The following is a 21408-nucleotide window of genomic DNA, read 5'->3' on the forward strand; positions in this document are numbered from 1 at the left end:
AGGTCATACGCTCTGAGGTTATTTCTTATTGTACTAAGCAAAAGTTAAAAAACAGGTTTCTCTATTTCACATAACTCCAGCTGAAATCTTTCCCATGGACATCCACTTCGAGATGCCCGGGCGCAGTACCTTCAAAAGCTCCATGCCACCAATTGCCCGATACTGCTCCTGCTGTAATAAACTGTACCCCTTTCACTTTAATCTCTTCATACAAATGCATATGCCCCTGCAGGACCAGCTTTAGGCTGTGGTCTTTAAAAAGATCAAACACCTGCTTTTGGTTTGTAAAAGTATCTGCAGCTGTATAACGCCCCTCTAAAACCGGATAATAAACCGACAAAAAAGGGACATGGGAGATAATCACCAAAGGCTGATCTTTGCTTATTTTTTCGACAAGATCCTTTAGCCAAGCCAGCTGCTTGTCACCAATAACATAGTGGTTATCTTTGGTTTCCACACTATTCAACACGATAAACCTCCAGCCTTTATGGTCAAAACTGTAATAGGTCTGACCAAACGCCTTTTCAAAGAGCGCAAAATCATTAGTGCCGTCGCGCAAATCGCGCGGCAAACGATCATGATTGCCTATAGCCATGTGGTAAGGCTTTTTAGTGCGGTCAAAAAGTCCCTTCAACGACTTGATTCGTTGCTCGCCAGCCGATCGATCAGCCGATTTCAGATTGTCAATATCCACATTATCACCACCGCTTAGCAGCAGTTCCACCTGAGGTGACAGCGATTTTAACCGTAGCTCCACTTGCCCAAGTGTAGAATCGCTATGCACATGCAGATCGGTTAAAAATGCAAACTTAAATTCCTGTGCACTGATCCTCCCAAGGCTACATAATGTGAGGAACAGAAAACATAAAGCCCTTGTCATTGAATTTTTCATTACCATCCAAATATTTGTTTAAGATTATCATTTAAAAGTATTTCCCCTTGCGGTATGGGGCGATAGTAGAATTTAGGCACCTCAAAGGTTCCTGTATTTTCGATCGTTTCCACTGTACCATTATTCCCTTCCGATAAGAATACGCCTACATCCTGCCCAAAGCGGCCAACACGATAATACTGCAATTCTCTCCCCAAACTGTTTTTCTCTTTCACCGCCGGAATGGACGATGAGGAAGCTAACAGTACGATATCCGGAATACCATCGCCGGTCATATCATGCTGCCCCAATCCGGAGAAGTAAATGCCCTCACGTTTGTTCTTCAACAATTCACCTACATTCCAACGCATCAGATCCGTAAAACGGAATCCCTCAAAAGCCAGCTCAACGCGACGCTCGCGTCTGATCTCCAGCACGAGATTACGCTGGTTGCTTTCTACATTGGAGTAACGTGTCGCCATAACGGGATCGATACCTACGCCTACAACCATATCCGGCATACCCGCACGTCTACGCAACAGATTGATACTACGATCAAGATCGGCTTGCGTCAGCTGTCCCAGCTCGGCCTTTGCTTCGGCAAAATTCAATAAGACCTCCGCATAGCGATATAAAGGAATATCGAGATTATTGCGCGCTTCCAGACTGAGCGTATTCTGAAATCCTTTAATCTGATGGTAGCCCGAGAAATTTTTGGCCAATTGCTGCACATACAGTCCCGCCCCTTGCGCATAGGTATGCGAATAAATCAACTGCCATCCCGGATAAGCATACGTTTGTGCCAGACGTGGATCGCGGTTTTCGAACTCTTTGACGAAGGTGTTTTTTTCATAACCTGGCTGGGCCGCATAAAATGAACCATCTTTCATCAGGTAGGCCTGCACAAGATCACGCAAAGGATAGTACTCATAATTACCAAACATACCCGGCCACGAATCTGCGTTGAGTACATTGTTGGCATAAAAACGTCCAAGTACGATCTCTTTGTTGTTTTCAAGATTTTCACTAAAAAATAAAGTGCCGTAGTCCTGATTGGGCTTACCGGTATTGTATATACTGAAACCACCCTCGCGCATCTGCTGATCACTCAACGCTTGTGCTTTGTTCAGAAATTCAGTTGCCGTGGTTTTCAATTCCAGTTCGTTGTGGTATTTCCGGTAGGTTCCTTCATATAGGGCAAAGCGGCCATATTCCTGCAGCACCACCCACTTGTTGACCGTACCCGATTTTATTCGGGGCTGTACGTTTTGTGCGGCAAACTCAAAATCTTCCATGATTTTTTGCACCACCGTTGCTCGTGGGTCGCGCTTGGCAAAAAGATAATCCGTATCTCCAACCTCCAGTGCTTTATCCACCCAGGGCACATCTGAGAAACGCTGTACCTTCTCTGCATAGAAGCGGGCCCGAAAATACCGACCTAGCCCCTCATAATGTGCCTTTTCACTCTCGCTGATCTTAGCCTTGCCCATGTGCTGTAGAAAGAAATTTATTTTGCGGAGCTGCTCCCAGCTCCAGCCTCCTGAGATCGTCGCCGCAGAGGCATTACCGGCCATAATGGTTTTGATCTCCGTATTGCCCGTGGTACTTGCATTGTCTGTAGTAGCATCCGATTGATAGATCCCTACTCCTGAAAAATTGTACAATCCATTGATATACAACTCTAGGTCGGTCGCTGTATTGAAGAAATTTTCGTTATTGATCGCAGTCTCTGGAACACGATCCAAGTAGTTGTCGTTACAGCTTCCAAGCAGAGAAAGACCTGAACATACAACGGCTAATTTTATATATTTATTTATCATGATAAGCAATTAAAAGGTGACTTGAATACCAGCAGAAAAACTTCTTTGAAATGGATAAGTGAGACCATTACCTACACGGTCCGAACCTGCAGTTGGATTGGTATACGTATTTTCGTTCAGTGTCTCCGGATCAAAATAGCGCTTCACAGCAGACCATTCGATGATATTTTCACCACTTAGATAAACACGTAGGTTACTGATCTTGGCGCGTGAAGTAATAGATTTGGGTAAGGTATACCCTATCGTCAGGTTTTTCAGACGTAGATAGGCCGCATTCAGCAAATAATTGGTCTGTGGAATGGCCAATCCCTGGGCCTGGTCAATCCGGGTACCCAAGTTACGGTCAGCAAGCCATGACTGTAAGATGGGGTAAGCCGCATTGAGATTTTGATCGGCCAGTCCCAAATTCAAATAAGCTTGCGAATGTTTCGCACGGTCAATGTCCGAATCACTTCCCGGACGGTAGAAATCAAGCAAGTGCCCATAAAAGTTACCATAAGGCTGTTGGTATGTCCCCCAATACAGGTAGTCCAACGGATAATAATCGCGTTTACCAATGCCTTGAAAAAATGCCCGTAAGTCAAAACCTTTCCAATCTGCAGACAGGTCTATACCAAATTGATAACGTGGTGTGGAGTTACCAATGATCTTGAGGTCTTTGGTATCGCCAAGTGTATATCCTTTTTCAATCTTACCATTACCATCCTGATCCACATAGGTAGGCCATCCCGGTACAATCGACAAGGCGCCCCAGGGAATGATCGAAGTCTGGTCCAACTTGGCAATCTCTGCCTCGTCTTTGAAAAGTCCGTTACTTTGCAAACCCCAGATCTCCCCCATTTGCATGCCTTCATAATATTGCAGAATGCTTTTATTGGGGTTGTCAAAACGTGTAATTTTGGACTGTGAGTCCGACAGCAATAATTTGGCATTGAAGCGTAATGGTGCGTTAGCCAACTCGAAACGATCCTGAAAATTGACAGTCAATTCCCAGCCATTGGTCTTTAGATCGGCAGCATTCTCCCGTGGCTCACTCGCGCCCAAAATATTGGGAAGATCTCTGCCCAGTGTCAACATCCCCAAGGTACGTCTGGAGTAATAGTCAAAACTTGCCGAAAGTTTATTTTTGAGTACCGCAACGTCCAAACCAAAATTTACGGTATTGACCTTCTCCCAGGTATAATTGGGGGAAACCAAAGGTGGAACACCAATATAGATTCCCCGTTCACTTCCGAACAAGTAATCGGCATCCTTTTTTTCCATCGAAGGAAGGTAGCCGTAGTTCGACACAGACTGATTACCCAATTGACCGTAAGATACCCTCAGCTTCAATAAATCCAGTCCAGCGACAGACGACATAAACTTTTCACGGTCTATACGCCAGGCAGCTGAGCCCGAAGGGAAAAAGCCAAAACGCTTACTTTTCGGAAATCGGGAAGATCCATCGTATCGACCATTGAATTCAACAATATATTTATCATCATAAGTATAGTTCAACCGATAAAATGCACCACGTAAGGCATAAGTATCAATAGCTTCACCCATTTTCATTGTTCCTGTTGCAAACTGAATGGTTGGAAAGGATTCTGAAATAAGTCCGGCGCGTTCTGCAGTGATCACTTCATACCGATAATCCTCCTGGTTAAAACCCAGTACCGCATTAACCTGATGCTTATTAAAAGATTGCAAGTAAGTACCGTAGATATTATAAACATTATAATAGGAAAAACCCGCTTCACGATAAGCCCCTGTTGTCCCCTCTTTACGGACATCGTCCGGACCATAACCGATTTCGTATTGCTTGGTGTACCAATTGCGGTTCAACGAATTACGCTGGAAAGTATAATCTGCATTTACTTTGAATTTATTTCCAAAAAAGCGAAGCTCAGTATTGAAGGTAGATTGTACATCCAGACGTTTACGATCACTTTTACCGCCATCCACCATTTGTGCGGCAATAATACCTGCCGAAGAATTGGCCCATGTTCCATCCGGGTTCTTATCAAAAGAAGTTGGAAAAATATTGTATATATCGGGCAAACTCATCTGAGAAGGCGTAAGCCTACGTGTACTTCCGATCACTGTATTGTTACCAAATGAAATAAAATCAGAAAGCCTATAGTTTACTTTGGAACGCAGGTTATAGCGGTCAAAATAATCCTCTGCTAACTTAACAGGCGAATTTTGTCGGTTGTAGCTACCACTGATATAGTATTGTACTTTTTCATTTGAGCCCGAGATTGATAAGTCGTGTGTATTGGTTGCATTCCAGTCGGACAAGAAATAACGTGTCCAATCCCTGTTACCCATATATTCCCAGACCTTGGAATCTGAGGGATTGATACGCACACCGGCAATGGAAGGGTTGTCAGATCGCTCTTTTGCATATTGGTAAAACTGATCCGAATAGTTGACATTATCCCAGGGTGTATTATCGGTTGACGTTTCCAATAGCCTCGAAAACACATAAGGATCCGTTATTTTATTTGGCATTACTGTAGGTGTATTCCATGTAAAGTTATTTGAATAGTTCACTTTCACATCGCCTTTCCCTGTTTTTGTCGTGATGATCAGAACCCCAAAGGAGGCACGGGCCCCGTAGATCGCCGCAGCCGATGCATCTTTGATCACCGTAAATGACTCAATATCCTGTGGCGCAATCCTGATTAATTCGGCTGCCGAAATAGGAACATTATCTACCAAAATTAATGGATCGCCACCATTGATCGATGTAATTCCACGGATATTGATTTTAGGTTCCGCTCCTGGTGCTCCGGAGTTGAACTGTATATTCAAGTTGGGTGAAATCCCTTGAAGCCCTTGCGCAGCATTGGAAATAGGGCGGCTTTCGAGCACATCGCCACTAATCTGATCTACAGCACCAGACAGGTTGGTCTTTTTCTGTGTACCATACCCCACAACGACCACCTCGTCCATTTGATTTGAAGCTGCGTCTATGAGTTGAAAGACCACGCTCGATCTTTTACCGGAGGTAACAATATACTGGCACTCCTCTTTTGGCAGTAGTCCTGTATAAGTCACCAAAATACAATAGTTGCTATCCACCGGCAAATTATTGAACACGGCTTTCCCCTGCTGATCGGCCTGACCGGATCGTTTCAGTTTGCTATTCTTGTTTTTTATGGTCACCGTTGCATTGGCCAAACCTTTTGACTTCGCATCCTGCACGATGACAACAAGTTCCCCGCTTTGTTGGGCAAAACCCTTTTGGCCAAAAGCAATTGCTAGTAGCAGTAATAAAGCCCCCTTGGCTGGCCTTTTACCTGTTGAAAATTGTTGCATAGTTTTCATTAATAATTGAGCATAGTTTTCCCAGGCCTCCCTAAAAAGGGAGGCTCAATAGTGTTTTTTTATGGATTTTATTGACTGTTTTTTAAGATCGTATAGGTATTTGTTTCGGAATTAAACTTGAGTTCGAGCTCATTTGCAATACAGATCGTTTGCAGAATCTGCGCGACCTCATTTTCTGTTGTATATTTACCATAGAATGATAGTCCTGACACATCATCCGGAGAAAAGAGAATCGTTGTGCGGTAGAAAGACGCCAAGGCAGGAAGCACTTCCGCCAAAGGCTTGTGGTGAAATTCCAATGTCGTTGGTACGATCTCTTCCACTGGTTTTTCCAGTTTCAAAACAGGTCCTTTTTTGGGTTGTACAACTTTTTCCGCCCAAGTTTGCCCTGGAGTCAAATAGGCAAGAAGCTTATCTTCCCCATTTTCGCCACGCTCCTTAATGGAAACTCTTCCTGTGATCAGGCGCACACTAGGCTTCCTATTTTTGGCCTCCTGCACAACCCAAAAAGAAGTTCCTAAAGCCGTTGTCAGGATATTGCCCGATAGAACTGTAAATGGGCGCGATTTATCGTGTGACACCTCAAAAAAAGCCTTTCCTTGCAATTGAATTGCGCGCTGCTTTTCTGGAAAGGGTTGCATCAAGGAGATTGAAGAATTTGCCAAAAGACGGACTTTACTGCCATCTTGCAATAAAATCGTGCTATCCCGTACAACAGTATAGGTTATCATTTTGGACTTATCGACCGTTTTTTCGACCTTAACGGACTGCTTGCCTTTGGCATCCCCGCCACTATTCCGATCGAGTAGGTACCATCCAAATGAAAAACAAAAAAGAACAACTGCGGCAACCTTACCCCATAACAACCAAGGTGGATGTGCGATTTTAGTAGGTGTTTCGGTGGCTAGCAAACGGAGGTCTATCTTTTCTTTCATCCGCGTTTGAACCCCTTCCATATCAGCTTTGTACCCTTCTAAGACATCAAGTTCCTGCAACCAACACATTAAATGTGCCCGTTCCTCATCCTTTATCTGTCCTGATGAATACTTTTGGATTAATTCCTCCAATTCCCTTTTTCTGTCTTGCATACACCCTATAGTTGCTCCAATTGGGTGATCGTACCATCGAAAAACCGTTAAGTTTATGTAAAGTTTATTTTAAAAAATTTAATTAAAAACACCTTGGATAAGGATTAAAAGAAGACTAGAAGAGATAAGGACACGAAGACTGTCGGATTTAGCTGTTGCTGCTGCATGTGCTGGCGCACAAGGTTCAACGCTTTACTTAATTGGTTTTTTACAGTTTGAAGCGATATGCCAAGTTGTTCCGCAATTTCATGATTACTGAGACTACGTTGGTATTTCAAATTAAAAACAACGCGCATACGGTCGGGCATTTCCACCACAGACTGTTCAATCGCAATCAGTACGTCTGTGTAATTCTCTTCATAGTCCACGATAGGAAAAATATCATGCAGACCATCTTGTATCATTAAGCTATACTGTTCAATATGTTTTTCATGCACACCTTTCTTTCTGAAATACTGAAACAACTTATGATATAGGGCCGAAATAAGATAGGCTCGCAATCCGCTATGAATATTGATCATGGCCCTTCTTTGCCACAGATCCACAAAGAGATCCTGAACAAGATCCATAGCCACATCCACATCGCCTAACTTCTTAACTGCAATACGGAAAAGTGTGCTCCAATGATGCTCATAAATCTCATCAAAAGCACTGTAATCTGCATTTACCAGACGTTCTAATAGGATAGTGTCTATCGTTTTCACAAGCATACTCTCTAGATCAATAATTCTTCGTCAGCTGTAAAGATCATGCTTTAATACAACTACAATATTAAGGACAGGTAAAGAATACATTAACAACAAAAGCCTGTCATTTATGCATCTCCCCGACTCGGAAAGCTCCATCGAGCTATTAAATAGCTCTTTAAAGTGAATATATTACATATAATGTTTAAAAATGACAGTTCGTGTAGAAATCATGCCATCGCTTCGATATAACGTGAATGTGCAAAAAGTAAAGACTCAATAGATGCAGTTTAATGTACATTTATTGAGTCTTTACTTATAAATTAACAGTTAAACAACCTATTGAGCCGATCAGAACATATAAAAGATACTTAACTGCGCCACGCTATTCTTAAAATCAGATTTTAGTGTCGTAGAATTAAACTTACCTACATCCATAAAACCCTGGTAGTATCTCGCTCCCAGGCCCAAACCTTTAGCTGGACCTTTCGTAAATTCATAACCCAAACCTGCAACAGCACCCGCATCAATCTTATCTGCAAAATCCACAAAGCCTGTATTTTTTGCATCTTTTATCAATAGATTGGCCTGCGCCCCAACTTCCGCATAAAGACCGATAGCCGATCGATATTTTACGAGGATCGGAACGGACATATAGGATAACTTCAGGTCCTTATGCGTTCCGAATACATTGTCTGTGATTTTTGCGCCTTGCATTGAATACAAAAATTCCTCCTGAATAGACCACTTGTCTGTAAGCTTAAAATTGACAATAAGCCCCCCATTAAATCCTGCGAGTCCTTCAGTATCGAAGTTCGCACCTGTAAAGTTACTGTAGTTTCCCCCAGCCTTTAAACCAAAAGAAAGCCTTTGAAAAATTCCGCCCAAACCTTGAGCAGCGGATCCCTGTGCCATTGCCAAGACCAATCCAATTAATAATAGTTTTTTCATCACGAATAATTTCATTTAAAATTTATGTGACAAATGTAGATGCATTTAAAGAGGCTGGGAAGCTCTATAAGAAGGCGAAATTGTCCAAAAAGTCGTTTTTTCAATATAAAACAATACATTTGAATAACAATACTTGACTATTATGGAAATGACGCTGCCATTTACGCACAATAAAAACTTGAAACAGCATAACCATAATGAAGATTTCATTTTATTGGAGACACCCACAATTGAACGACTTAATTTTCCGGTGAAATTGGATGTCACCATAAGTATTATTTGCTTTAAAGGTCATTTGAAAGGGCATTCAAATATGCGCTACTTTGAAACGGGTGCCCCCTCTCTTATTGTACTCCTCGCGGGGCATACTGTAACCATAGAAAATGTGAGTGCCGATTTTTCTGCACTTTTTATAGTCATGTCAAAGACATTTACCTCAAGTCTTAATATCGAAGAGCATCTACCCGTTTTTCTTTCTTTGCATAATCAACCTTTTATTGCATTAAAAGAAGCAGAACTAACGAGTTTGGCTGATTATTTTAAAACAGTACAAAAAGTGCTGGAAACAGATAATCCTTCTACCACAAAAATTCTTCAACACCTAACAAAAGCCTATTTTTACGGGTTTGGTTACAATGCCCATAACATCGAACGTCATACACAACAGGAAAAAAAGCCCCGATTGGAAGAACTGGTTGAAAACTTCCTAAATCAGGTACAGGACAATTTCAAGCAAGAACGGGGCATAGAATTCTACGCAGATAAGCTATGTGTAACTCCGAAGTACTTATCTAAGGTGATAAAAGAACACAATGGCCTGTCTGCTAAGCAATGGATTGATGACTATGTTGTGTGGGAAGCTAAAGCACTGTTAAAATCTACGCATATGACTATACAGCAGATCAGTAATGAGCTTAACTTCCCTTCACAATCTTTTTTCGGCAGATACTTTAAGCGATCAGTCGGATTGTCTCCGCTCGCGTATAGAAAAATGTAGAAATTTTCCGAGGTAGTAAGCACACTTGTGCAAACCCATCAAAAATTGACTAAAAGGAATGCGGCAGACTCAAATTGAGACGAGTTCCATTGCCTTTCACATAATTCATATTATTTGACTGCCATTGCGAGATCACCGTGTAATAATCCTTATTGAATATGTTTTCGATTCCCAGGCGTATTAGCGATTGTGTGTTGATCTGATATTTACTGGAGAAATTGAAGGTTGTGAATGATCGGATAGGTCCTGTTCCATAGCTGTACAATCCATTAACAGGTTCAAAACGATTTCGGCCCGAAGTAGCGATCATTTGCGTTGTAAGCGACCATTTTTTCATTGGATTTACGGTAATAGAGCCCGTTATCTTAGGTGGATTGATGCGATCCCCACCAAGATATACACGACTTCCGTCCGTTAATTCCCTTTTCCCTTCAGTATATGAATAGCAAGCGAGATTCACTTGTAATCCCTGCAAATAATGAAATGGCCAAAGATACCGTCAAGGTAATCTTGTCCAATCTTGGTGAATATATCCAGGATTTCACATTGTACACGATGGATGGAGCCGGAAATAAATCGGTAGGCCAGACATTGACAGCAGTAAAAGTATATGGTCCCCTATATGTGAGCTCACTGCGGAATAGAAGATTTACGACAAGTAGTTTAAATTTGACAAATTTAACCCTCAACTTTGCCGCAAACACCGATACAATCAATGTAGATACCAAACTAGTTATACAAATAACCTCGGTGTAAGAGTAAATCTGTCTTTGCATCCTGATTCGCTGAAGATCGTATTACCAAATTGGAAAACAGGTGAGAAAGTACTTTTGAAGTCTTCATTTATACCTGTCAAGAATGCAATTGATGTATTTACAGCGTCTTATACAGACACACTTCTTATCAACTAAGTTCTCTTTTTTAACTTAAAAATCCGCTTGGTAAGTCCAGGCGGATTTTTAAAACCGATCGCCATGCGATTAATTTAACAGATGAAGCACATATTAGGCTCAGATAAAAGGAAGCATCTATTAAGCTTAAATATTTTTATTATCTTTACACGAAAATTGCCTTATTAAATTAGTTAAGGTGGTTTTATTCATATTAACCGTTAAATTCACGCTATTGAGGATGAAAGTCTATTGGTATTACATTTCACTTATACTCATTATATTTTTTAAAAGCACTGACTTATTAAATGCACAGTCTATCACCCAAATACAAGCCATAAAAAATCCATTGCAGCAGATAGAAGCCGTGTTAAACCTTCCAAGCCACTTTAATCGCGACACCACTTTATTGAAAAAGGAATTAGAGCCCATAAAAACATTAGCCAAACAGCACAACAGTATTCCCCTAGAATGGGCATATTATATGCTCATGGCAGATGGTTATTCCGTTGCTTTCGACCATACAAATGCTCTTTCTGACCAATATTACAAATACGCCAGAAACTTAATCGAAGCGCATCCGAACCCAGAACTGGAGATGATCGGAAATATACGACAGGGCTATTATAATTTCGTATACCGCAAGGTCATCGATGCTTTCCCTTATTTCTTACGAGCCAATGATCTAAATGCCAGAATAGACAGAAAAAAAATACCATTGCCCGTAAAACACTATCAATTTATGGCGAGCTTTTTTAATCATATCGGCGACCAGAAAAAAGCTGTAAACTATCTTCATGAAGCTTTGCCTTTTGCAAGACCTGCTTCAAGAGCACGGATTGATCTACTCAATTCAATAGCTGTCTACCTATCGGTAGACAATCCTGTTCCTGAAGCGCTTAAATACCTAAAACAGGCCATGGCCGAAGCTCAACAAGCAAAAGATTCTGTGTGGATTGGAATTATATCCGGCAACATGGCGGATTATAGTTGGGAAGCAGGAGATAAAAAAAAAGCAATCGAACTGGTCAAACAAAATATTGACCTCTCATTACGGTATCACGAGCCCAATGATGCCATGCGGGCAAATCTAATTTTAGCAAGCTGGTATATTGACCAGCAGGAATGGCAACTTGCAAAAAAACATATAGAGGCGAGTGAACATCTTATGGAAGACAAACCCTACTTTCTGAAATATAAGATGGATGCAGCCAAATCATTAGCTGCGATTTCGCATGGATTAGGACAGCAGAGCAAACAACTTCACTATTTAAACCGCTATATATTGTTGAGAGATTCATTGGAGAAAAGAACAAATATCAAAGAGTTGCAGAAAATCATCTGGGAGAGTGAACAGGAAAAATATAACCGCGCCTTGCTGTCCGAAGCAGAGAAAAGACAAAAAGTAAAAAGTACTTATCAATTTATGAGTCTTCTACTTGTCTTAATTTTTGCTATCGTTATTCTATTAATCAATAGGTCGAGGGCAAACATCAAAATACGTAACGCAAATCTTGAAAGGGAACAACTCCAACTTAACCACAAGAAGCAGCTTGTCGATCAAGAACTCCTCATATTAAAAAACTCGCTCAGCGAATTTACGGATACTGTCAGGCAAAATGACATCACGATTCAACAGCTGCGTGAGGAATTAAAAAAGGAAGAGAATCAAAATCCAACCTATATTGCCGAAGTAAAAGCGAACCTCAATGCCTTAATGGAAACACATATTATGACAGACGACCGATGGGCAAGGTTTAGGCATACGTTTGACCAGGTATACCCTGACTATTTACAACAGATGAAAGATGAACATGCAAAAATTACCGAAAACGACCTCCGTATATTAGCCTTACAGAAGCTGGAGCTGAGTAATGCGAGTATGAGTGAGCTTCTTTGCATCTCTATAGAGGGTATAAAAAAAGCGAAACAGCGCCTTAAAAAAAAATTGGGGGCCACTTATTCTTCCTGATAAAAAAGAAAATGGGCCGATTATCCTATTAATCGGCCCAAATGGAAAAATACAATTTAAAGAGTAGGTCCAAGTTTAATCTGCCGTACCTGTACGGCTAACGGTATCCCAATCTTTAATGGTTACATTGCCCAATACGACGCCTGTTTTATGCACTGTAATCGTATAAGTATATTCTTTGCCAGGCTCGAATTGTTCGTTCGCCTGACTTGCCCAAGCATAGGTATCGTTACCTATCTCAAAGGTGAAGCGCACAGCTCCGGCCGTTGCGTAGGTAGCCGGAAGCACAATAGCTTCATAGGTTGATCCGCTAGCTTTTACAAAGGGGCTTATATCCGCAGGGCCACTTGCTGCTCCCAGTGTCCCTGTGCTCAGGTCAATGCTCGACATGGTTTGCATACCCTTTATCTTAACTCCCATCGCGGACCAATCAGCGTTGGAAGCATCCAGACCAGTTCCTGCAGTAGGTTTGATAACCACTTTACTGAGCTTATGGTCAAAAACGAGTGGAACCTGAGTTCCGGAGCTTTTATTGAATCCATTCACGCCATTTGTTGCTTTGCTCCAAAGAAAATCAATTTTGCTCAGGTCATTTTGCGAGGAAACATCGATTGGCTGCACTGTCGACAAAGAAGCTGTGGGTACAAAAGGATAATACGCTACAAAATCCACTTTGCTGTCCGAAACAGGGTAATAAATCCCCTGTCCCGTTGCTGGAGCAAATACCGTCCCATTAAAGTTGTACTGGCGATTGCTGCTATTTTCGCTTATGGTCGTGGTCCCATGATTAACCATAAAAATACCGATCTGATCGCCCGAAGCCCATACTGTGCTCGCCCCCGAAGGGTTACTTGTTGCTTTAAGCTGACTAATTTGTCCACTGAAATTGATCACCTCATGTTCCACATCAGGTGTATCATTTTTGGCGCAGGCCCCGAGTAACAGGACTGCTGCCGAAAAGGCTGTTAACAATTGTGTTTTCATATTTAATTTTCACTTTTTAATTTATTAGTTATGACAATGTGATTTACGGCAATACGCTATGGTATTAAGACAAGCTTATTTTATCGATACTTTATTATACGAAATCCGATAAGGTAGGTCGAAGAAGAAACCAACGATTGTATTTTAGCCGCTGAGCGCGCATAAATCAAACCATTATTAAAGTTCCCCCCGCGCGCAAAGCGGTTAGTTGATGTAGCATCCGGAATGGATGGATCTACAACAGCTGTTTCCATTGTCGTTGCAGTAGACGGATAGGGACCATTGCTGAGACACCATTCCGCTACATTGCCATAGGTATCATACAATCCCCATCTATTGGGTTTCAAGGTACCAACAGCGGCACTTTTTAGCCCCGTCCCTTGCAGGTTAGTCCAAGCATAACTGTTAATTTGGGCAGGGTCATCGCCAAAAAACCAGCGATCTTCCGTACCCGCACGGCAGGCGTACTCCCATTGCGCTTCCGTAGGCAACGCACCTCCTGCCCAGGCTGCATAAGCTTTGGCTCCCTCAAAAAATACAACCGCCATAGGCACATTTTCACTACCTGGTAATGCTTTCCATTTTCCATCTATGTAATGAGGCTGACTTACTAGATTTTGAAATACGGAAAAAGCGAGTACCATATTTCCATCGAGCGGGACATGTACAGAAAGTCCCCCTCCAACGATATTCATCGCATTTAGAAAATCAGCATACTCGGCAACGGTAACCTCATACCTGCTCATATAGAAACCTTTGGTCAATTTTACCCAATGCCGTGGCTTTTCATTCGCATCTGCATAGGGGTCAGTAGCTGGGCTACCCATTTGAAAAGTACCTGCAGGAATCCATACCGCTCGCCAGAGATTTTTGAGTTGAGGCACGTCTATCCGATGTGAGGTGCCCCCTAAAAGCTGTAAAGAGCTCTTCTGCTGCTGGATATAGGATTGACCCGATTGACTCAGAAATAAGCTCCGCTTCCCAGCCTCAAGCATCTGAGCTGGCAAAAGTGCACGATAGGTAAACTTCGTTTCATAATCGGTATCATCGGGCTGCTCCACGCGATACATACGTACACTACTCTGCTGCCCGGATAGCGGGGTGAAAGTGCCGCTCGCTAGCGCCAAATGCCCATCACAAATAATATTCGTCAGGTTAACGACCATATCAACATCCGGACTAGAGGCTTTCGACGTTCCTGCTTCAAGCTCTACCTGTACCAAACTCAACAGATGTTTAAAATCAAGCTGCACCGTAGCGCCCAAGTTGATGGCTTCGGCTTTTGCAAACATCAGGTCACTCTGTTGAAAATCCGACCATATAGTTTGATCTTTCTTGACCGAGAAACTGATTGAAGCAGGATTTGTCAGCCCCGCACGATAAGGGTAATAAGCGTAAAAATCAAAACTGGTACCTGCCGGCCAATTGACGGCACCCGTCCATTTAGTACCGTTAAAAGACAATTTGGCATTAGCGATCAGGCTATTTCCAGCAGTTAATGGTTGACCCGCTGGCACAACAAAGATGCCTATCGTATCGCCAGCGCTAAAACTTGCGGTAAAATCGCTCGCAGACACTGGGGGAGTTAATGCCATATTACCGTTCGATTTACTGGACTGCAAAGTGGCTTTTGTCACATTTTTTTGATTATCATCAACTTTCGTGTTATTGATGATTCCAATCTGAAACGCCATATTCCCACGCCCCGAATTAGGATCTATGACAGCCAAATCTAATTTCTCCTGACAGGACATCAGCATAAAACAACACAGAAAAAATTGAAACAAATATTTTCTACTTAAAACTGTTATGAGGTTACTATACATAATTCGGTGCTATGTTGTATAAATTAAGGGTTAATAACAATGCGAAAACCTAGCATGTTACTGAAATAAGAAGCTTCTCTCAATGAACGGTAGGCAGCTCTCGTCTGAGTTGCTGTAAAACTCGCCATGTCATAACTTCCTCCTCGAAACGCATGATTCGCTTCTGCCTCGTTGGCCGGTCCCGGTCCAAGGAGTGCATCCGTTTGATTTTGTGCGCCAGGCGGGTAATCACCCGCAGAAAAACAATATTCTGCCACCAAACCATGCATATCATATAGCCCCCAAGGATTAGGCAACTTACTTCCAACGTCAAACTGTGAACTACCTTGATTATACCAAGCATAATTGGCCAACTGATTCTCATCATCACCAAAAGACCATCGCGTTGCTGTCCCCGAACGACAGGCATACTCCCATTGTGCCTCAGTAGGCAAGGTACCTCCAGCCCATTTCGCATAAGCCAAAGCCCCGTCAAACGTAAGTAACATCATAGGATAATGTTCAAAACCAGTCGGGGGAACCCATTTCGTCCCATTGTAGCGAGGTACATTATACTGATTATTAGCGACAAATCCCCTGACCCAATTCCCATTGAGCGGCACATTAGCAATATATCCGCTGGAAGGCATGGTTACATTGCTCGCATTAATAAAATCACAGTAATCTTGAATTGTAACCAGATATTTGCTCATGTAAAATCCTTTTTCAAAACGCACCCAGTGTTGTGGCTTTTCATTGGCACTGGCATCTGTATCGGTATTGGGGCTTCCCATCAGAAAACTACCTTCGGGTATCCACACCAGGTCAGCAGCAACCGGCTCGGTCTCCGTAACCTGACCTATTGTTTGCCAATCGGTAATAGCTGCACGTTGCACTTCTATCTCTTTATTCTTAACGGTAATGGTATAATTATATTCCTTTCCTTGCTCAAATGCATCAGTTACCGGAAAAGTATAATGCATCTGTTGCGTTCCAAGTTGAATGGTTAACACCCGACCACCCGTTCCGGTATGAGGTAGCAGGATAGCCGAACGATTAGTTCCCACATGAATTGTGCCCGAGGCATTCGCATTGTGCAGGACTGCAGTCGCCAAATTGAAGGTAGCGTCGGAAGAAAAGCCTGCGAGAGAAATCTGCGCTGATGAGAGTACGACAGGAGAAACCCCCAAACCAGCAGTCAAGTTAAAGTTGATCTTGGAAAGTATATGCTTAAAATTGAGATCCACCTCCTCCTTGCTCTTCACAATTCCAATACTACTATTGCTATAAAGTAGATCTAGGCTCCTTAAATCATGTTGATCCAAAAGATCTATGGAAAGTGTATTACCAGTTACTTGGCGATAGGGCGCATAAGCCACAATATCAACCTGCCCTGTAGTTGGATAATAAATCGGTTGGCCCGATAAAAAGAAAGCGGCTCCACCAGCACTATAGGTATATTTACGATTGTATTCCATGCCCAAGGACAGATTGCTTTGTCCACTCGCCATCATAAATAATCCCATCTCGTCACCATCGGCCCATACACTTGAATTACTCAGACCAGCATGGGCAGCTCGAACCCCTATTTTAAGTGAAATATCACTCATCTCCAGCGGTAAATTATCCGACTGCTTACAACTTAATAAGCTAAATACAGCAAGCAAAAAATATACTATTTTATACATCCTTTTCATATTTCAACATCATTTTCCAGCAAGGTACCCCCTAATTTCCATCGCCCTGACATGCAGCACACATCGCATTCCCCAAGTGTTGCGAACAATTTAATCTTAAGGCATAAGATCCAAAATGGCATTTAACTACAAGTCCAAAATTAGCTTAAAACCATCCTAACATCACAATTATAGGGGTGGACAGAAGGTAGACAATCCCTATACAGTGTCAATACAGTCTATCTCAGATAGTGAAAACCAAGTACATTATAATTGATTCACAACCTTTTCAAACAAACAAGGTCTTCCTGCTTAGGAAGACCTTGTTTGTTTGAAAAAAATGTGAGTCCGCTAATTATTTACAGGGATTCTGTAAACACCCCTTATCGCCGCCTTACCATCGGTGGTTAAGCCAGCCGAGGCCACAGCCGTTGCGCCATCAATTTTATAAACGGTAGACTTACCAGCACTACCCTCGGTATAATATACTTAACATAGTGCTCATTTGGTACAGATTAGCGATCCGGATTTAGTTGTTTTAGCTATAAAAGAATTACTTCCAGCAACAATTAAGTAAATTTCTTAATCAATATGTACCTGTTACTATTTACCAACTCGCAACCTGTTGCATAAACACAAAATATCTCCCCCCAAACCTTATCGCGAGATAAAAAATACAGGTATAAGAAAACAGGAAGAGCATCATGCTAAAGATCCGATTTTTTTTTATCTTTAATTAAATAACCTAAGCATGCTTACCACAATCCCAAAACCTAAAAAACCTTTAAAAGAGCAAAAAATACATCTTTTTTCCAGATTTCTACTCATCCTATTATGTATAGTCTGTTCGATCAGTAGTGCACAAGAAAGGGCCGAAAAAGCAATTGTACAAGGAAAGATTATACATTATGATCCTTTGATCCCCTTGAATATAACCCTGAATCGGCTGGGACTTTCTGCGATCACCATTTACCCCAAGGTCAACGATAAAGGTGATTTTTACGCGGAGGTGGATTTATATATACCTACGCAGGTTTGGCTAGGCTATCGGACGAATTTTAGCATTGTACTTCATCCCCAAGACAGTCTTTGGGTCTCTTTTGATGGTAATTCTGACCAAAGAAGTTCCCTTTTGCGCACAGTCAAATTTGCCGGGACTTCCGCCGTCACCAATACCCAGATCGCACAATTCCAAAATCTTTATTTTGCTAGTGAACTCTACGACCAAAATAAGAATTTTTATGCCGTAAAAAATTACGATCCCGTACAGTATATGCGATTCAACGACACCGTACGCCAAAAAAGCAAAGCGTTGTATGACGAGTTTGTCCATACCTATAGCCCAAATGCTGAAAGTAAAAATTGGGCTCTTTTTGAGACAGAAACTCCTTATTACGATAACATCCAGTTTTATTCCATAGATCACAAAAGAGCCAATAATCTAGTCCCCATGGATACCACCTTTGTTATCCCCATAGGATTTTACGACAAGTTGGCAAAGCGTCTTCCACTCGAAAAAAACCATTTAATGAACACAAATGCGGTATCTACATTTTCCTCATTTTATGATTATTATATTAACGAAAGACGGAGATTTGAGGAAACGAGCGACGCAAATTGGGGAATTACACCAAGTGGGGAACGGTTTGCGTCCACTACTATTGCTGACTCACTACAATTGCACGGGATAGTTAATTATGTGAGCGATCCGCTCTTACGCGAAATCATGCTGAGCCATCACTTTTCAAAAAGTTTTCGAAAACAGGATTTCAAAACCTACGAAAAATTTATTACAATTGTCACCCGACATATTACTTCCCCCTTTCTGCGGGATCCACTGCAGCAGGAATACCTTGCTACAAAAGCCCGAGTCGAGCATCCTGAACTCAATAGCCGTGCTATTCTAAAGGATATGCAATCCTCTCCGATCCAAGAGATCATGGAAGATATCTTACAAAGCAACAAAGGTAAAGTAATCTACGTCGATTTTTGGGCGACCTGGTGTGCCCCCTGCTTGAGTGAATTTCCCAACTCCAAACGAATAGAAGCCGATTTTCAGAACAAAAACGTTTCGTTTGTATACCTCTGTCTTGATTCAGATCAGGACAAGTACAAGGCAACGGTTAGTAGCTATGATCTGGGCGGACAGCATTATTTCCTATCAGCCAAACAGAGCGGCTCCATTCGAGACCTATTCAAGGTCAGCGGCATACCATTTTACCTTTTGATAGACCGAGACGGCACAATTCTAGAAACGGGAAACCACCTGCGACCACTAACCGCAAAAGATAAAATCAATACGTTGTTCCAATAGCGGCAGATTCCGAGAACAAATAATACGCCTGCTATTGGCCCAAAAGTTCCAGGGCCTTGATTATTTTACGATCCTTTTCCAGCACTGTGAGGTTGTCGTCTCCCACGACTTCAAAATCAGGCGAAATATAGGATTTATAAACTTTTAAATTCCTGTCCACCACATAATCTGTTGACAAGTTAATGCCCGCATGATCATTTATTTTAAACCCCTGCACCGCGGTTGTATAATTTGCGGTCTTTTCCCCTACAATAAACGTATTTTTTCGTCCAATAAAGGATATGGCAGTCATTTCACCCGCGCTTGCCGTATAGCAGCTGGTCAAAATAACCAATGGAACATCATTTGCAATCGGATAGATCAACGCTGATTTTCTGTCCAGCATATTTCCATCTATCAGCAACTTTCCCGCCTTAATTTCCCAGTCGCCTGTAGATTGATTACCAGCGTCCCTAAAACCTCCAAAGTGTACATTGTTTCCGATAAACTCTTTCAGTCCGAGTAATATCGGATACATATTTCCTCCGGTATTTAATCTCAGGTCTATAATCCAGCCTTTAATTTCTGCTGAATTGATCCCATTGATATGGGTCACAATATCATCAGCGATACTATCAACTTTTTTAAACGCAAAATCACTGTTTCCAACTATTCGGAGATATCCTATTTTATGATCAATCACCTCACTAAACGTACTCTTCTCCGTGTTAAGCCTATTTTTCAGATAAACATTGGTCATCACATTAGGATTATTCCATCCGTAGGTTTTTCCTTTGTATTTAAGACCGCCATGATAATCGTTGAGCTGCCTAAATACGGCTTCATATAATGTTGCGGCTTCATCAATCGCGTTTAAATTTTGGGCTTTATTGTATAGTTCACGTTTAATAACCTCAAGATTTTCTTTATGAATTGAATTGGCCGATATAAGTTCAATCGATTTATCAACAAATGATTTTACACTGTCATTTTTAAACGTTTGCGAAAACGCATATCTCGAAGAAAATAAAAGTATTAACAATAAAAACAATCTGGTCATCTTGGAATTTTTGTAGCAATAAACTTCCTTATACTCATCATATAACCCAAATGCAGGCCTTCATGAAAGTTGTTCCATTCGAAGGCATCCGTTATTGAAGTGAGATGGAAGCCCGTACCCGTAGTGCGTTGCTGATAGGTCACAAACTTTTTGTTGTTAAAATCACGGATGGTCGGTTCAATCTGTTCGAGGAGCAATCTTTTCAGCAGATCAGCTTCCTGCTGCGATACCGCTGCTGAAGGCTTTGTTCCGGATTGGTAGCTGTTGAAGATTTTCTCAGGGATATGTCCTTCTACCTCAGATCCGATATAGATTAATTTATGCTGTGTGGCAATGATGTGCCCGATATTCCAGATCAGGTTGTTGCTGAAGCCATCAGGAATGCGATTGAGCTGTTCCAAAGAATAGTTTTCAAAGAATTTGAGGTAAGCCATTCGGCTCGTTTTCCATGCGCGAAAAAGTGATTCCATGTCCTGTTAACTGTCTGTGTTTTGTACGCAAAAATAAGCTGAATCTTTAAAACTGTCAAAGCTTATTTACGGCAATCGGATGCTATACATCAATTTCTTCCAATGGCACCTGCAGACGCTGATTCTTTTTTTATTGAACTTTTTGATTTGAGTATTGTTCAATTTGAAAGGAAATGGTTCAATTCTTAAAAAAGAAAGTATGAAAGCACAAATCGGACTCGTTATCACGGCAGTTGCCGGAGCAGCACTGCTCATTTACAGACGCTGGAAACAGCGTTCTGTACACGAATCAACAGAACAAACAGATCGCAAAGAGACGGGCAATCTAACGAACCCACCTTCTTGGTACCGCCCCCTTAACATGCCCGAAATCGACAGCATGGATATTGTATCGTTGCAATATGCCCCCGTCAGGGTATCGCCCGACAGAAATAATGCGGTGCAAGGGATCAACAAACACATTTCGTATTACCATAAAGGCAATAGACATCAATAAGGCAGTGATACGGAAATATTTGCAGTATAAGCGATTT

At 41.8% G+C, this 21408-nt stretch carries 16 protein-coding genes and 1 pseudogene; 5 read left to right on the forward strand and 12 right to left on the reverse strand.

Translation table 11 applies throughout. The features are described from left to right. Positions 1 to 61: 61 nt before the first annotated feature. The 6 genes from L1283_RS11770 to L1283_RS11795 form a co-directional block, all read right to left on the reverse strand. On the reverse strand, positions 62 to 892 hold the full coding sequence (locus tag L1283_RS11770; protein ID WP_429626117.1) for a metallophosphoesterase family protein: 831 nt from the start codon (positions 890 to 892) through the stop codon (positions 62 to 64). Further along, complete coding sequence (locus L1283_RS11775; RefSeq protein ID WP_145330181.1) at positions 892 to 2691, reverse strand: RagB/SusD family nutrient uptake outer membrane protein; 1800 nt, start codon at positions 2689 to 2691, stop codon at positions 892 to 894. The genes L1283_RS11770 and L1283_RS11775 overlap by 1 nt, the downstream gene beginning before the upstream one ends. A gap of 9 nt (positions 2692 to 2700) precedes the next feature. Next, on the reverse strand, positions 2701 to 5994 hold the full coding sequence (locus L1283_RS11780) for a SusC/RagA family TonB-linked outer membrane protein (RefSeq protein WP_070567092.1): 3294 nt from the start codon (positions 5992 to 5994) through the stop codon (positions 2701 to 2703). A gap of 77 nt (positions 5995 to 6071) precedes the next feature. After that, positions 6072 to 7091: a FecR family protein gene (locus L1283_RS11785; RefSeq protein WP_070566501.1), complete on the reverse strand. Its 1020-nt coding sequence runs from the start codon at positions 7089 to 7091 to the stop codon at positions 6072 to 6074. Positions 7092 to 7195: 104 nt separating this feature from the next. After that, entirely contained in the window at positions 7196 to 7795 is a 600-nt protein-coding gene (locus tag L1283_RS11790) for an RNA polymerase sigma factor (protein ID WP_158638957.1), read from the reverse strand. Positions 7796 to 8128: 333 nt separating this feature from the next. Continuing rightward, positions 8129 to 8728 carry a porin family protein gene (locus L1283_RS11795; protein ID WP_070567095.1) on the reverse strand — a complete coding sequence of 200 codons (600 nt, stop codon included), beginning with the start codon at positions 8726 to 8728 and terminating at the stop codon, positions 8129 to 8131. 142 nt (positions 8729 to 8870) lie between these two features. Between L1283_RS11795 and L1283_RS11800 the strand changes: the two genes are divergently transcribed. Then, positions 8871 to 9725: a helix-turn-helix domain-containing protein gene (locus tag L1283_RS11800; protein WP_070566506.1), complete on the forward strand. Its 855-nt coding sequence runs from the start codon at positions 8871 to 8873 to the stop codon at positions 9723 to 9725. A gap of 49 nt (positions 9726 to 9774) precedes the next feature. Here the strand turns inward: L1283_RS11800 and L1283_RS11805 are convergent, their stop codons facing one another. Further along, positions 9775 to 10185 carry a TonB-dependent receptor gene (locus tag L1283_RS11805; RefSeq protein ID WP_286849431.1) on the reverse strand — a complete coding sequence of 137 codons (411 nt, stop codon included), beginning with the start codon at positions 10183 to 10185 and terminating at the stop codon, positions 9775 to 9777. A 23-nt stretch (positions 10186 to 10208) separates the two neighbouring features. Between L1283_RS11805 and L1283_RS11810 the strand changes: the two are divergent. Further along, positions 10209 to 10636 (forward strand): annotated as a pseudogene (locus tag L1283_RS11810) (DUF4998 domain-containing protein). Between the two features lie 220 nt (positions 10637 to 10856). Continuing rightward, positions 10857 to 12587 carry a tetratricopeptide repeat protein gene (locus tag L1283_RS11815; RefSeq protein ID WP_088161383.1) on the forward strand — a complete coding sequence of 577 codons (1731 nt, stop codon included), beginning with the start codon at positions 10857 to 10859 and terminating at the stop codon, positions 12585 to 12587. A 75-nt stretch (positions 12588 to 12662) separates the two neighbouring features. On the opposite strand, the gene L1283_RS11820 is transcribed toward L1283_RS11815, so the two are convergent. The 3 genes from L1283_RS11820 to L1283_RS11830 form a co-directional block, all read right to left on the reverse strand. After that, on the reverse strand, positions 12663 to 13571 hold the full coding sequence (locus tag L1283_RS11820; RefSeq protein WP_070566514.1) for a fimbrillin family protein: 909 nt from the start codon (positions 13569 to 13571) through the stop codon (positions 12663 to 12665). Between the two features lie 80 nt (positions 13572 to 13651). Continuing rightward, the gene (locus L1283_RS11825; protein WP_429626118.1) at positions 13652 to 15358 is read right to left on the reverse strand and encodes an SUMF1/EgtB/PvdO family nonheme iron enzyme; all 1707 of its coding nucleotides are present in this window, start codon (positions 15356 to 15358) and stop codon (positions 13652 to 13654) included. A gap of 62 nt (positions 15359 to 15420) precedes the next feature. Then, positions 15421 to 17064, reverse strand: a complete 1644-nt coding sequence (locus L1283_RS11830) for a fimbrillin family protein (RefSeq protein ID WP_198386100.1) — start codon at positions 17062 to 17064, stop codon at positions 15421 to 15423. 739 nt (positions 17065 to 17803) lie between these two features. Between L1283_RS11830 and L1283_RS11835 the strand changes: the two genes are divergently transcribed. Further along, positions 17804 to 19366, forward strand: a complete 1563-nt coding sequence (locus L1283_RS11835) for a TlpA family protein disulfide reductase (RefSeq protein ID WP_088161379.1) — start codon at positions 17804 to 17806, stop codon at positions 19364 to 19366. A 31-nt stretch (positions 19367 to 19397) separates the two neighbouring features. On the opposite strand, the gene L1283_RS11840 is transcribed toward L1283_RS11835, so the two are convergent. Both L1283_RS11840 and L1283_RS11845 read right to left on the reverse strand, forming a co-directional pair. Beyond that, positions 19398 to 20405: a S41 family peptidase gene (locus L1283_RS11840; protein WP_088161378.1), complete on the reverse strand. Its 1008-nt coding sequence runs from the start codon at positions 20403 to 20405 to the stop codon at positions 19398 to 19400. Then, complete coding sequence (locus tag L1283_RS11845; RefSeq protein ID WP_070566524.1) at positions 20402 to 20875, reverse strand: DinB family protein; 474 nt, start codon at positions 20873 to 20875, stop codon at positions 20402 to 20404. The genes L1283_RS11840 and L1283_RS11845 overlap by 4 nt, the downstream gene beginning before the upstream one ends. A 199-nt stretch (positions 20876 to 21074) precedes the next feature. Here L1283_RS11845 and L1283_RS11850 point away from each other — a divergent pair, with 199 nt between their 5' ends. Continuing rightward, on the forward strand, positions 21075 to 21371 hold the full coding sequence (locus tag L1283_RS11850) for a hypothetical protein (RefSeq protein WP_139145001.1): 297 nt from the start codon (positions 21075 to 21077) through the stop codon (positions 21369 to 21371). Positions 21372 to 21408 lie beyond the last annotated feature (37 nt).

It is taken from the genome of Sphingobacterium sp. HSC-15S19, assembly GCF_050433745.1.
GTDB classification, from domain to species: Bacteria; Bacteroidota; Bacteroidia; order Sphingobacteriales; family Sphingobacteriaceae; genus Sphingobacterium; species Sphingobacterium siyangense.

Coding starts and splice junctions, on each gene's coding strand:
- L1283_RS11850 (WP_139145001.1), top strand. CDS start 21,075: ATGAAAGCACAAATCGGACTCGTTATCACGGCAGTTGCCGGAGCAGCA.
- L1283_RS11830 (WP_198386100.1), bottom strand. CDS start 17,064: ATGTATAAAATAGTATATTTTTTGCTTGCTGTATTTAGCTTATTAAGT.
- L1283_RS11820 (WP_070566514.1), bottom strand. CDS start 13,571: ATGAAAACACAATTGTTAACAGCCTTTTCGGCAGCAGTCCTGTTACTC.
- L1283_RS11785 (WP_070566501.1), bottom strand. CDS start 7,091: ATGCAAGACAGAAAAAGGGAATTGGAGGAATTAATCCAAAAGTATTCA.
- L1283_RS11775 (WP_145330181.1), bottom strand. CDS start 2,691: ATGATAAATAAATATATAAAATTAGCCGTTGTATGTTCAGGTCTTTCT.
- L1283_RS11835 (WP_088161379.1), top strand. CDS start 17,804: ATGCTTACCACAATCCCAAAACCTAAAAAACCTTTAAAAGAGCAAAAA.
- L1283_RS11800 (WP_070566506.1), top strand. CDS start 8,871: ATGGAAATGACGCTGCCATTTACGCACAATAAAAACTTGAAACAGCAT.
- L1283_RS11815 (WP_088161383.1), top strand. CDS start 10,857: ATGAAAGTCTATTGGTATTACATTTCACTTATACTCATTATATTTTTT.
- L1283_RS11840 (WP_088161378.1), bottom strand. CDS start 20,405: ATGACCAGATTGTTTTTATTGTTAATACTTTTATTTTCTTCGAGATAT.
- L1283_RS11845 (WP_070566524.1), bottom strand. CDS start 20,875: ATGGAATCACTTTTTCGCGCATGGAAAACGAGCCGAATGGCTTACCTC.
- L1283_RS11795 (WP_070567095.1), bottom strand. CDS start 8,728: ATGAAAAAACTATTATTAATTGGATTGGTCTTGGCAATGGCACAGGGA.
- L1283_RS11780 (WP_070567092.1), bottom strand. CDS start 5,994: ATGCAACAATTTTCAACAGGTAAAAGGCCAGCCAAGGGGGCTTTATTA.
- L1283_RS11770 (WP_429626117.1), bottom strand. CDS start 892: ATGAAAAATTCAATGACAAGGGCTTTATGTTTTCTGTTCCTCACATTA.